This window comes from Symmachiella dynata (assembly GCF_007747995.1).
Taxonomy (GTDB): domain Bacteria; phylum Planctomycetota; class Planctomycetia; order Planctomycetales; family Planctomycetaceae; genus Symmachiella; species Symmachiella dynata.
Window position 1 is genome coordinate 1416758 of record NZ_CP036276.1, and the last position, 13535, is coordinate 1430292.

A 13535-nucleotide genomic window follows, 5' to 3' on the forward strand; every position below is an offset into this window, starting at 1 on the left:
ACGACAACGTTCCATTTCGTTTTAGGTCGTCCCGAGTTGGGGTGCCACTGGCGGCTTGTCCGCCAGTGTCGTGTCAGGCTGCGTTTTCCCGATCCAGGGACGTCGGTCCACGTGCGGACTGACGGACGTTCTGCCAGTTTTACCCGCGACGTAACTTGATAGACGATAGAATGTTATCGGCATTTTGGCGATTTCACTTAGCGCTATCGAACATGAAATTGTGGCTGGAATGGCACAATCCATGTTCTGACCGTGCATTCGTCGCCACAACAGCGCGACAGTGTAGCAAACCGGTCCCGAAAGCGGCAACATCGCAGTTTAAGTGGGACGAAATGTCAACAGCTTCCCGTTCAGCGGGTTCTTTTGTGGGACATCCGTCAGACAACTGGCATGAGGTTGCTGGCACGAGAAGTGGTCGCGGCGATACTCCGGACGTGAACTTCAAAACCCGTTGGATTTCGTTCGCTTGGATGATGATTTGGCTCCGGCGGATGTTTGGGGCACAATCTTGCCAGGGTCTGCGCCGAGCCGTTGGCCGTTCCAGGAGTTCGCTTCGGCGCTGCTGTGCAGCGTGAAATGTTTGGGCACTAATTTCTCCAAAGTGGGGAGTGGCGCGGCAAACAGCACGCCTCCCGGTTTGGCGAGCGGGGAGCGGACGTTCTTCTGGCCCCAGGTCTCTATCCAGCCCAGGTTGAAATTTGATGAGTCGGCGAGTTTCACGGGGTCGGCCACGACGAACTTCTTAATTTCATCCGAGTAGCCATTCTGCTCGCCGATCCAGGCAACGGTCCCGCTCGCGGTGGCGGAGCGGTCGGCGAATACGACTGGTGTTGCTGTCTTTGAATCGGTGTGTGGCGGTGCGGCGAAGATTGTCCGCTCCGCAAAAATCCCCAAGGCGGCGCGTTGCGAATCGTGAGGGTCGGCGGTGGAGACCTCGAAAAAATTTCTCGCGGCCGAGAGTGTGGAATTTTGCAGGACGAGGCTGCTGGGCGGAATTGCGGGAGAAACATCGACGTCGAGTGAAAAAATCGTTTCGGGTGAAACCAGGATCGCGTTGTCGACGAATAATTGCCGTTGTCGCATTTGAGCTTGAATGAGCGTTCCATCGGCGACAAGGAAGGAGTCGCGGATCAGTCCCACACGCGGTTGAGTTGCCGAGTTTCCGGCCGTGTCGTCTTGCCAGCGGATGAGTCCCGATTTGTGGTCGGAATTGCCCGACCGCAGGGCCACGTGACATTGCTCAATCGAAAAACCGCCATCGCGCACGTCGAGGAACCAGTCAAAACCGGACCGCTTAGCGGAGGCGGACATCTCAAAATCGCCCCCTACGATATCCAGTCGGCCACTCACTACGGTCATCAAGGCATCGCTCGCTGGCTTGTTCACAGAGGCGCGACCTTTTGCGGCAGCCACCAGTTTTAGGGGGACTTCCCCCCCTTTTTGGCGAAATTCAATTCGTACGGCGCGGTCGGTGATCGAAAACGGCGTGATTTCCCGCCGTCCATATCCTTCGGCGACAATCACGACGCGCGGCGGAAGTCGGGTCTTGCGGAGAAAACTACCCAAGTCCCGTTTGGTTAAATCGAAGGGGATGATTTCGGCGTTTTTGAATTCCGCTGCGACGGCTGTTGGAAAAGAGGGGCGGGGGGGAATGTCGCGTGTCTCTGTGAGGGGAGTTGCCGTGCCGACATGCAAGTTCGCCACACGACAGCCCGGTTGGTCACCCAATAGACTGACGGCGACTGTATTGGGAAGCGTTTGGGAGGTGAATGGTTTTAAGTCCAGCGGTTGTGAAAAACCGACTGCGGATGTGGGCCAGGGGGTGGGATGAAACTGTGGTTCTTCCCCCGGGACCGGCCAGAGCGATTTCCAATCGGTATAGTCGGCGGCAATGCCCTCTGTGATTTTCGCATTCCGATTTTGCACTAACCGCGGCCAACCTTGATAGGCTGAGCCGGCTGATTCCCAGGTGAGGTTTTGAAGCTGTCCGGCGGTGCGTGGCCAGTTTCGCAAGCCCAACATGGCGGCTGATTCGACTGCTGCGGTGTTGGCGAAAACTGTATCGATGGCGGTGATTTGTGTGGGGGCGACATCGCCGATCGAGAGGCCGTTGATTAACTCAACCGCGTGGCTGCTGGAGACAATCGTGTCGCCGATCAATCGCAGCGAGCGTTGTGACATGGCTGCGGTGGCGCGCGATTGCGCGATTTGCAGGGCCGGAGCGCTGCCCGAGACAATGAGGCTGTCGCGAATCACAACGTCGGCGTGATCGGAATCCACCTGCACAGCGGTCAGATGCGGCCCCATGAGGACCGAGCGGTCGAGAAGCAGCCGCGCGGTCGCGGAGAGATCGGCGGTTGCGGGCTTTTCGATTTGGAGGGCGACGATGTTCGCCTGCTGGTTTCCCAGCACTTGGACGGAACAGTCTCGCAGCAGTAGTTCGCCGGCACCGGCGTGAATGGCAACGGCAGGGTGTTGCGCGGAATCGTCGTCGACTTGGAAAAACAGGTCCAGCCCGTCGAATTCCAAAATGGGGAGCGAGACGTCCAGGGCGATCGGCTGGCCCGCTGTTTGCCGGATGAAGACCGCCGGGCGTGGGGTGCCCCCCTTGAACACGATGTGCTGATGATTTTGGAGCTGGGCCAAATTCAATTCATAAGGCCCGGTTGCCGGCAGTCGGAGAATTCCGCCAGCTTCGGGCAATTTCTCCAGATGCGGCTTCAGGGGGATGGTTGGCGGACGGGCGTTGGGACCGATCGCCGAGGGGAGTGCGACGGTGGCCGTGACTAAGCCTTTTCGCCGTGCAGCAATTGTGGAACGCGCAGCCCAGTCGGGGAGGTACGGTTGTTGTGCCAGCGCGCGTTCGACCGGGGTTACGGTTTTGGGTTCTCCCTGCACAACCGGTTCGTTTTCGGGCGGAGTGAGGGTTGCAGCGGAGGGATCTTCGGCGGGGGCTGCTTGGGCACCGTCGGGGGGCGGATTTTGTTTGTCTTCGTTCTCGGGGTTCTCGTTGGGGGCGAAGGGGTCGAATTCGGGAGCATTTTGGAGTTCGAACGGGTCGCGGACATCGAGCGGGTCACTGGTGAAATCGATATCGACAGGTTCCTCGCTGGAGCTGGGCATCCAGTTTGACCAACCGTAGAGCAGCAACGCCAACAAGGCGATTCCGGTGAGCACGGTTCCTACGAGCCGCATCGGAAAGACGATCGTCCCTTCAGATTCCGGCTTGCCCAACTTGGGATCTCGGGAGGGCAAGGGGGCTACGTTTTTTCGGACTTTAATAACAGGCTTGTCATCCGTCTCCTCGCGCTCGTCCAATTCGGACAGGATTTGTCCCGCTACCGTGCTGCGCTGCAGGCTGACTTTATCGAGTTCCTTGATCACCTCCGCCGGTGTGCGATAGCGGTCATCAGGATTTTTGGCCAACATGCGGTTCAAGATGGCGACGACTCCCTCGGGGACCTTGGGATTCAGGTCGCGGGGATCGGGGGGCTTTCCCTCGGCGTGCAGCCGCAGACGTTGTGTTAAACCGCCATCGGCATAGGGGGGTTCGCCGGTGAGCATGTGATACCAGGCGCAGCCGAGCGAATAAATATCGCTGCGGGTATCGGCCGAACGGCTGTTGCGGGCTTGTTCAGGCGACATATAGTCGACAGTGCCGACGGTGGTCCCATCGCGTGTGATTCCCGCATCGGAGGATTCATCGATGATCCGTGCCAGGCCCAAATCGGCCAATTTGACCGTTCCATCGCGCTGGATCAACAGGTTGGAGGGTTTGATGTCGCGGTGGACGACCCCTCGTTCATACGCATGTTGTAGCGCGCTGGCGACTTGTTTGATGATACTGATGGAGCGGCGGACGGGAATGACTTCGCGGCGCTGCACGAGATCATGGACATCAATACCGTCTACGAATTCCATGGCGATAAAGGTGAAGCCATCGACTTGACCCGCTTCGTAGACCGCGACCACGTTTTTGTGCTTGAGAGCGGCGGCGGTTTTGGCTTCGGCTTGAAAGCGTTTGACGAGCGTGGGATTGCCGGCACGTTCTTGACGCAGCAACTTTAAAGCGACGTGGCGTTTCAGTTCGGTATCGAGGGCCAGGTAGACTGTCCCCATGCCGCCTTCGCCCAAACGTCGTTCGATGCGGTATTTGCCGATCGATTGAGGGATCTCACCGCGACCGGCAGTTGGACTGGCGCTCGGACCGGCGCTTGGCCGTGTGGTGGCACCGGGACCGGTGGCCGGGGAGCGATTTCCGCCGGGGGATTCCGCAGACGAATGAGGATCGGTCGTCATTGAACCTCTAGAACTCAAATACAATCAAAAGCTTAAACCGCTTTGATGGAACCAATTTACAGGCTCAATTATAACGCCCGTGGGAATCGTGAGTCAAAACCGACTGAGCGAAAAATCGTGACTGACAAATCAATCCCATGAGAGTCGCATAATCTCGCCCGACTCGAATCCGCACACCGCACCATATCCTAACGGGTCGCAATGAATGGCGACGGTCTTTTGCGGGGTGGCAGCGGACCAGAGTACCTGACCTTGAAAATCGAGCCAGCACAATTGCTGTTCAATCGTCGCAGCCATCATGCGATAGGGGTTGAAACTGGAGGAAATTCGCGAAACTGTCTCGCCGAGCTGATATGAACCATCGCTCTGGCCATCGCCCGTGTAGCGTTGAATGCCGTGGGCGAAGCAGGCCAGTAGAATTGTGGAGCCGTTGCCTGAGACCGAGAGCCCGCCGACATCGGACCACAGGTTTTCGCCCCAGATCTCGTTCCCGCTGAATTCGAATTTGTAGAACATTCCAAAGGCGGACACACCGAAAATTGCCGGTTCGTGGACCAGAAATTCCAAATGGGCCAACGGTTGGTAGGTTTTGAATTCGTGAATCGGTTTTCGCGGCGCGTCGAAGATGAGGTTTTGGCCGCCATCGAGACTCACGACGGCATATTCGGCATGCGCGTCGAGTGCCACGTTGAGGGCGCGGTCGGACAAGACGATTTTCTTGTCGAATTTTAGACCACGATTGAACCAGTAGAGGGTGCGTTTGCCAACGAGAGCAATTCCTCCTCCGCCGGTATCGCCCCAGGCGATGGCGCGAATCGGCGCGCGGCCGCGGGAGACTGCGCTGATGGCTCCGGCGCGGTTGATCAGATACAAACCGCCCGCTTCGTCCGCCGCTAAGACTTCGCCCGTTTCGCGTCCCATTTGCAACGCCACCAACGGTGCCTCGGTGCTCACGGTCCAATCAACATTGGGCGTGGCACCGCGGCCTTGGTGGATCCAGTCCGGGACCTGTTGCGTCATCGTTGGGCCATTTGTCGGCGAAGGGCTCTCAAGCCGGCCTGCAAATCACTGTCCCCGGCGACATTCAAGTCGGTCGGCGAGCGATAATACGTCCGGCTTTGATCGGGTTCAGGAACTTCAATATCGGGCGATACGCCCACTTTAGCGTGATTGCGGCCACTGGGCGAGTAAAACTTGGCGATTGTTAATCGCAAGCCGGCATTGCCCCGTGTGTGCATCACTTCTTGAACCGACCATTTTCCATACGTCTTACGGCCAACCAGTGTACCGCGATGGTGATCGCGAATGGCTCCGGCAACAATTTCGCTGGCACTGGCACTATTGCCGTCGATCAGCACGACCAGCGGCATTCGCCACGTTCCGGGCCGTGTGGCTCGCATGACATCTTTGACTTGACCATTGCGTCCTCGGGTGGAGACCAATACGCCGTTCTCAATAAAGCGGTCCAGGACCGAGGTGGCTTGATCCAACAAGCCGCCGGGGTTTCCGCGGACATCCCAGATGAGGGCCCGCATGCCTTGTTGTTGGAGTTTCCGCAACGCTGCGTCGAGCTCCCTGGTGGAATTGCGTTGAAAACCGGTCATTTGGATGTAGCCAATCCCTTCGCTGGGGTCGACCATTTTGACGATCGGAAAACTCTTGATCGAGACCGCACGCCGAATGAAGGTGCCTTGTCGCAGCCTTGTTCCCGGTGCCCCTTGAATGTCCAAAATCACCCGACTTCCCGAGGCGCCTTGCAGCCGTTCGGCAGCTTCGTCGGTGGACATGTTGCGGCAATCCGTGCCGTCGATGCTGACGATGTATTCGCCCGGGGTGAGTCCCCCCGCGTCGGCGGGGCTGTCGGGAAGTACGTTGACGAGCAACATCCCTTTGCCCAATTCGGCTTTCATTTCGATACCCAGTCCGACAAACTCGCCGTCGATGTTGCCAAACAAATCTTTGAGGCGACCGGGGGTGAGATAGCTGCTGTAGTCGTCCAGTGCGTTACAACTGCCGAAGACGTATTCCATGATGATGGGAGCGGACCGCAGTCCCAAACGGGCCTGTGAGATCCTGCAAATTTCTAAAATCACCTGTCGGGCTTGGCCGTGATACCGTACCGGTTTGTTCCAATAGCTCTCCCGCAACAAACGACACAAGGCGGTCACCCGTGTTTTGTCGGCGTTGGGGATGTTGGTTTGCAGAAATTTTTTGTTTTGCAACGCCAACCACAGGCTTTCCGTGCCGTGGGCGACGATGGACGTCGGTCCAATGTTTTCTACGTAGCGACGTTCGATGGTCTGTGATAGTTCATCATAAATCTGCAAAGCTTCGGCTTCTTGCAGACGCAACATCGATTCGCGGAACGATTTGTCGGAATAGCGGCGGACGATGCTGAATTGGAATTTGCTGCGGCGCAGCCCCAATTTGAGCGAATTGTTGTCCGGCCATTGCTTGGCCGCTTTTTCGTAGTGCTCAATGGCATCGAGCCATTGACGGGACGCTTCGAGTTGGCGGCCGGTGGAAATCTCTTGTTGGATTTCGCGACTGACCCCGGTGCCACGAGCGGAGTCGGCGAACCCGGAGAGTCCGGGCCAGGACGCCGTCGAGGCGATGAGTAAAAGCAGAGCGGCCAGTTGTATCTTACTGCGTAGGCGCATGTAGTCCTCCTCTCACCTCAGCAGCGACGTACCGCGAGCGGTCCGCATCACCGTGGGTGGAGTGCAAATCTGTAGGATGGCTGATTATCTCGGAGAGTACGTCCGCGACGAAAGCCGCGCGGACGGTTCGACTCCTCTCGCCAATGACCGGTGGCAACCGATGGTGCACCGGCCGCGTTTGTCCCGCCCTGTTGAGAGCAACGTTGAGGTTTGTTGGCAACGCGATGTTTCAAAAAAACAACACAGCGTTGGTAATGTTGAATATAAACCACGTTTGGGGGGCGGTCAAAAAATTGTGCTCGGCAACTGCAGGCAAAACAGGCACAAACCACACGACCCCCCCGCTGACGACCGAACATGCTGATCGTCCGGTATAGAGAAACAGTTTTCTAAGGTAAGCATAGGACTATTTCTCTCGTTTCCACCCAGATTTGCCGGGGAGTCGGCGCGATGTCGCAAGACGCGGGGAGGCAACGGCCGGTGAAAGTCTGCCAGCGGTTCACGCGGTCGGGGTCATGCTTGGTTCAACCCCCGACTCCAGCCATCTTGGCAATCTTTGCCTGTCCGGGTGGCGAGGGATGGGCGCAAATGGTCCGGTCGCTTTGCCTTCCGCAACGGGGTCGCGTACAATTGACCCCGAGAATTGAGGCGGCCGTTGTCACTGCAGAACGTGTCGGCGTCGCCTAGCCCCGCTGACCCCATGCGCCTTGCACTCAGGACGCCGTTCTACGAGAACCACATCATGCGGTTGTCTGCGAATGGAGCCTGGGTCCGACAACACCTACCCGAAAATTCCTCCCCACCGAACTTCTTCACAGAATTGTCCAAGACGCCGATCTATGTCTGGCAGCACAAATATAGAACCGTCCCAAACACCTCGCCCGGTTGAGAACGGCCGGTTGGTCCCTTTTGACTATGCCCCGCGGACGCGCGTGGTGTTCGGTCCCGGCACGCTCAATCAATTGGGCAGCTTGGTGACTGAGTTGGGCGGGACCCGCGTGTTTTTAGTCACGGACCCTGGATTGCAACAAGCGGGGCATGCGCAACACGGGCTGGAATCGCTCAACGCCGCCGGTTTGCACGTGACGATGTTCACTGATGTCCAGCAAAATCCGACAACTGACGATGTGGACCGCGCTTTGGCCGTTGCGCGGGGGGCGAATGTCGACCTGATTGTGGGTTTGGGGGGCGGCAGCAGTATGGATTGCGCCAAAGGGGTGAACTTTCTGCTCAGCAACGGCGGTCGGATGGAGGATTATTGGGGGGTGGGCAAGGCCACAAAACCAATGTTGCCCATGATCGCCGTGCCGACGACATCGGGAACGGGCAGTGAAGCGCAGTCGTTTGCTTTGATTGCCAACTCCAAGACACACATGAAGATGGCCTGCGGCGATAAAAAGGCGGCTTGCAAAATCGCGATTCTTGATCCGGAATTAACAGTCAGCATGCCTGCTTCGGTTACGGCTGCGACAGGAGTCGATGCGATCAGCCATGCGGTCGAGTCGTATGTCTCCACAAGTCGGAATCCGGTTTCGCAACTCTTTAGCCGTCAATCGTGGCAGTTAACAGCCAAGTCCTTCCGCCGGGTGATGCAACGTCCGACGGATATTGATGGTCGCGGGCAAATGCAACTGGGGGCTTATCTTGCTGGAGCGGCGATTGAGAATGCGATGTTGGGGGCGGCGCATGCTTGTGCAAATCCGCTCACGGCGCATTATGAAATCACGCATGGCGTGGCGGTGGGCATCATGTTGCCGCACATCATACGTTACAATGCCGCAGTGGTCGGCCGCTTGTACGGTGATTTGGCGGTCGATTGCGGCTTGTGCGCCGCCAATGATGCACGTGCCGGAGAATTGCTGGCTGATTTTGTGCGGGAATTGATTGCCGAAAGCGGACAAGCGACGAGTTTGGCGCCTTGGAATATCCACCCCGATTCCTTGTCGCAATTGGCCGAGGAGGCCTCCAAGCAATGGACGGGCAATTTCAATCCGCGTCCGGTCGATCAGCAAAGTTTGAAGGAGATTTACGAATGCGCCATGTGATGACCGCGCGACGCACCGTATGTTGGCTGTTGTTGTCGATCGTCGCTTGCGGCGGACTGCTGGGCGGGATCGTTCACGGCGACGATGCGCAAAAGCCGGCGAAAAACGACTGGCCGAACTTCCGCAACGGGCTTGAGCAACGCGGCATCGCCACGACCACGCTGCCGGAGAAACCGGAGTTGTTGTGGAAACATGAAGCGGGCGAAATGGTGACGGCGACGGCGGCGATTGTCGATGGTCGTGTCTACATCGGCACGCTAAAAGGCGAAGTGCTCTGCTTGGATCTGAAAAACGGCGAGCGAATTTGGACCTATCGGTCGATCGAAAGCGACGATCCCGAGGAATTCGCACCCGGTTTTAACGCAGCCGCCACAGTTGCCGGTGATACAGTCTATCTCGGCGACGAGGATGGCGTGTTTCATGCCATCAATCGACAGGACGGCAAAGCACGCTGGAAGTTTCAGACCAACGATCAAATCGTCGGCGCCGCTGCCGTGGTGGGGGAGCACGTGATCGTCGGTTCGCACGACCAGTCACTGTACTGTTTGAAGACAGCCACGGGTGAAAAAGTGTGGGAAGTCGTCACCGAAGGTCCGGTGAATTGTTCCGTGGCGGTCGAAGGCAATTCCACATTCACCACCGGCTGCGATGGGTTGTTGCGGGTGATTGATATCACCACCGGAAAAGAAAACATCGCGTTGCAGCAACAAGTCGGCAGCTATGTGATTGCTTCTCCGGCAGTGATGGGTGACCTGCTGTATGTAGGCAATCACGATGCGGAGTTTTGGGCGGTCGATTGGAAAAACGGCAAACACCTGTGGACGTATAAAGCAGAGCGGCGGCACTACCCGTTTCATTCCTCCGCAGCCGTGACCGACGATCTGGTTGTGGTGGGCAATGGGGACAAACGTTTGCACTGCATCGACCGGGCGACGGGCAAAGGGCGGTGGATGTTCGATACCCGCGGCGCGGTCGACGGCTCACCAGTGGTGGTGGGCGACCGGGTCTATTTTGGCTCGGGCGATGGGAAGTTGTACGGAGTGAATCTCGCCGACGGCAAAGAAGTTTTTCGATTCGTAGGCGGCCGCCCGTTCACTGCTTCGCCGGCGGTCGGCGAAGGCTGCTTGGTGATCGGATCGGAGTCGAGTAAAGGTTACATCTATTGTTTCGGCAAGAAACCCGCAGCCCAATGATTTCGCCACAGATCAAACACAGATTCAAAGGCGTGAAACACAGCATCCCAAACCGACGGCTTGCCGTCGTGCACGGCGGTCCTAGTCAAGCAGAGTGACCGAATGATTTCCGACGTAAAACATTCGACCGGATCGCGACATACACTACAAAAATCAGTTTGCAAACAGTTCACACAATCCAACGGAGCGAATCGTGCAAATAGCCAAGGTTTTGGCATTCACCGTGACTCTGCTTGCCACCTTCGGTACGTCCACAGTGGGTCAGGGCGCTGAACCGATTGATATTGGCAGTCGGCTGGAATTGTTCGTTGACAACCATCTCATTGAGGCGGTCACCGGTGACGTGCAGCAAGTCGTGCAGAATCCTCAGCCTCGAGAGGTCGTTTTAGTTCACGACGAACCTTGGGGCGGGAATATCTGTGCTTATTTCACCGTTCTACAGGACAACGACACCTACCGGATGGTCTATCGCTCAGCGCAGCACGACAAGGCGAATCCCAAGAAGGGCTGGGGAATTGCGGTCTATGTGGAGAGCAAAGACGGTATCCACTGGACGAAGCCAAATCTTGGCATGTTTTCGTTTCGCGGTAACAAAGAGAACAACATCCTCGACCTGGGAAGTGGCGGCAATGTGCACCACAACTTCACCATTTTTCGGGACGACAATCCCGCGACCCCAGATGAGGAACGCTACAAAGGCGTGGGAGGTCTCGCTCATGGGCTGATCGGTTTTACCTCACCAGATTGCATTCACTGGAAGCGCGTGCAAGAGGAGCCCATCATTAAGAATGGACGATTCGACTCACAAAACATCGTCTTTTGGGACTCAGACCGCAAGGAGTACCGCGCGTACTGGCGGGTTTATCCGAACAAGATTCGAGCGATTCGAACAGCGACATCCCAGGATTTTATTCACTGGGAAGAGGGCCAAGAATTAACATACACGGATGACTCCCCTCCCGTGGAACTCTACACAAACGCCATTCAGAAGTATTTTCGCGCTCCCCACTTGTTCTTGGGATTCCCCACACGTTTTTATGAGGAATCAGAACAGGTCGAACCACTCTTCATGGCTAGCCGTGACGGTGTCAAATTTCGCCGGTATACCAGTCCCGTGATTCCTCGCACTGCCCCGAAAGACCGTAATTTGAATCGAAGCAATTACATGGTTTGGGGAATGGTTCAGCTTCCCGGAAAACCGGATGAAATTTCAGTCTATGGGACGGAAAACTACTACCAGAAAACACCGGGCCGCGTTCGTCGATTTGTGTATCGCGTGGACGGTTTCGTTGCACTGCACGGAGGTGAGGACGGTGGTCAAGTCGTGACGAAACCACTGCGGTACACCGGTGAAGAGTTGCTGTTGAATTCCGTTGTCCCGCAAGACGGCTCACTAAAGATTGAAGTGCTGGATGAACATGGAAAAGTGCTTGGTCTCTCGCAGCCGATTGTCGGGGACGCCATCGACCGTGTGGTCACCTGGGACAGGGACCCCGACTTGAGTGCCGGGATTGTTCAACTGCGTTTCACCATTAAGGACGCCGACGTCTATTCGTTTCGTTTTAAATGACCACCATAACTTTCGTAACACAGTGTTGTAGAAAGCGTCACGACGCACGCTGTTTCTGCAAGACGACAGATTTTTTGTGCTCAAGAACTTTTAAAAGAAAAGTCTCACGCAAAGGCGCCAATGTCGCAAAGTCGCGGCATGCCTGCCGAGTTAGTGATTGGGCATCTTTTATACACTGCGGTTTAAAACAACGGCCTGCTTGACCGATGTGAGCTAGGCCCGCATTTGCAAAAATGATTCGAGATTCTTATGAGTAGCGAAACTTCGACGACCACCGAAATTGGCAGTTATTTCGTCACAAATTATCCTCCCTATTCGCTCTGGAAACGGGAGAACGTGCATGAGATCGTTGAGGCCTTCGAGCAACCGCCGCGGCGCGAAGGGCCGTTGGGGCTGTATATTCACATCCCCTTTTGCCGCAAGCGGTGCAAGTTTTGTTACTTCCGCGTTTACACCGATCAAAACGCCAAGGCGATCGAAAATTATGTGCAGGCGCTGATCAAAGAGGTCGCCCTGTTGGCCGAACAACCGGGAATTGCCGGGCGCAAATTTGATTTTGTCTATTTTGGCGGCGGGACGCCATCGTACCTCAGCGCCAAGCAATTGAAATCATTGCGCGATCGCCTGCATCATTCGATTTCTTGGGACGATGCCCGCGAGGTCACGTTTGAATGCGAGCCGGGGACGTTGAGTTTGGATAAAGTCAAAACGCTCCGCGATATCGGCGTGACGCGCGTTTCGCTGGGAGTCGAGAATTTCGACGATAAGATCCTTGAAGAAAATGGACGGGCGCATCTGACTCCGGAGGTCGAGCGGGCCTACGGCTGGATTCAGGATGTCGGCTTTCCGCAAGTGAATATCGATCTGATTGCCGGGATGGTCGGCGAGACGGACGAGAACTGGGCGGATTGCGTCGACAAAGCGGGCAAGATGTCGCCCGATAACATTACGATCTATCAGATGGAATTGCCCTACAACACGATCATCTCCAAGGAGATGCAGGAGGGGGGCTTGGCGTCACCGGTGGCGAGTTGGGCGACCAAACGCCGTTGGGTGGACGAGGCATTCAATACGCTGGCGGGGGTGGGCTACAAAGTCAGCAGCGGGAACGAAGTGGTCAAGAACCTGGAAACCGACAAGTTCATTTATCGCGACAGTCTGTTCCGCGGGATCGATTTGTTGGGGACGGGCGTGGCCTCGTTTGGGCATTTTCAAGGGGTGCATTATCAAAACCTGGATCAGCTCAACGATTATGTCGCTGCGTGTGACGAAGGACGGTTGCCGGTCAATCGCGCACTGACTCCGTCGCCGCATCAGACATTGATTCGCGAAGTGATTTTACAACTCAAAGAGGGCCGCATCAGTGGCGAGCCGTTCCGCCAGAAGTTCGGCGTCGATATTTTCGAGGAATTCCGCGACGCCTTCGCCGCTCAGCAAGCTGCCGGCTATTTAACCGTCGAGGGCGACGACGTGATTCTCACGCGCCGCGGATTGTTGCAAGTCGATTCGCTGCTGACGGAATATTTTGAAGAAGAACATCGCGAGGTGCGGTATACGTAGAAGGCTTGAGGCTTGAGGAGGACAGGCTTGAGGAGAGGACTTTAGGCTGTAGGCTTTAGACTGTCGGGTTGGCACTTGGGTGCCGTCGGGCGAGGGACAGGTGAATCGACGTTGTGCTCGGGTCTCTCGCGAGTTGTGCGCGGGTCTCCTGACCCCGCACCGACTAGACCGCAGGTCTCCCCCACCACCGTACCTGAAAACTGAGTTG

The 13535-nt window shown here is 56.6% G+C and carries 7 protein-coding genes; 4 read left to right on the forward strand and 3 right to left on the reverse strand.

Going from position 1 to position 13535, the window contains the following annotated elements:
• Positions 1 to 441: 441 nt before the first annotated feature.
• The 3 genes from Mal52_RS05390 to Mal52_RS05400 form a co-directional block, all read right to left on the reverse strand.
• Positions 442 to 4299 carry a serine/threonine-protein kinase gene (locus tag Mal52_RS05390; RefSeq protein WP_145374685.1) on the reverse strand — a complete coding sequence of 1286 codons (3858 nt, stop codon included), beginning with the start codon at positions 4297 to 4299 and terminating at the stop codon, positions 442 to 444.
• Between the two features lie 129 nt (positions 4300 to 4428).
• Positions 4429 to 5319: a hypothetical protein gene (locus Mal52_RS05395; RefSeq protein ID WP_145374686.1), complete on the reverse strand. Its 891-nt coding sequence runs from the start codon at positions 5317 to 5319 to the stop codon at positions 4429 to 4431.
• On the reverse strand, positions 5316 to 6959 hold the full coding sequence (locus Mal52_RS05400) for a S41 family peptidase (protein ID WP_145374687.1): 1644 nt from the start codon (positions 6957 to 6959) through the stop codon (positions 5316 to 5318). The genes Mal52_RS05395 and Mal52_RS05400 overlap by 4 nt, the downstream gene beginning before the upstream one ends.
• Before the next feature lie 839 nt (positions 6960 to 7798).
• On the opposite strand from Mal52_RS05400, the gene Mal52_RS05405 reads away from it, so the two are divergent.
• From Mal52_RS05405 to Mal52_RS05420, 4 genes are all read left to right on the forward strand, one after another.
• Positions 7799 to 9004, forward strand: coding sequence for an iron-containing alcohol dehydrogenase (locus tag Mal52_RS05405; RefSeq protein ID WP_145374688.1), 1206 nt, complete (start codon positions 7799 to 7801; stop codon positions 9002 to 9004).
• Positions 8992 to 10197, forward strand: coding sequence for an outer membrane protein assembly factor BamB family protein (locus tag Mal52_RS05410; RefSeq protein WP_197534673.1), 1206 nt, complete (start codon positions 8992 to 8994; stop codon positions 10195 to 10197). Before Mal52_RS05405 ends, Mal52_RS05410 begins: the two co-directional genes overlap by 13 nt.
• A 193-nt stretch (positions 10198 to 10390) precedes the next feature.
• Positions 10391 to 11767: a glycoside hydrolase family protein gene (locus Mal52_RS05415; RefSeq protein ID WP_145374690.1), complete on the forward strand. Its 1377-nt coding sequence runs from the start codon at positions 10391 to 10393 to the stop codon at positions 11765 to 11767.
• Positions 11768 to 12016: 249 nt separating this feature from the next.
• Positions 12017 to 13327 carry a coproporphyrinogen-III oxidase family protein gene (locus tag Mal52_RS05420; RefSeq protein WP_145374691.1) on the forward strand — a complete coding sequence of 437 codons (1311 nt, stop codon included), beginning with the start codon at positions 12017 to 12019 and terminating at the stop codon, positions 13325 to 13327.
• The last annotated feature ends 208 nt before the right edge of the window (positions 13328 to 13535 follow it).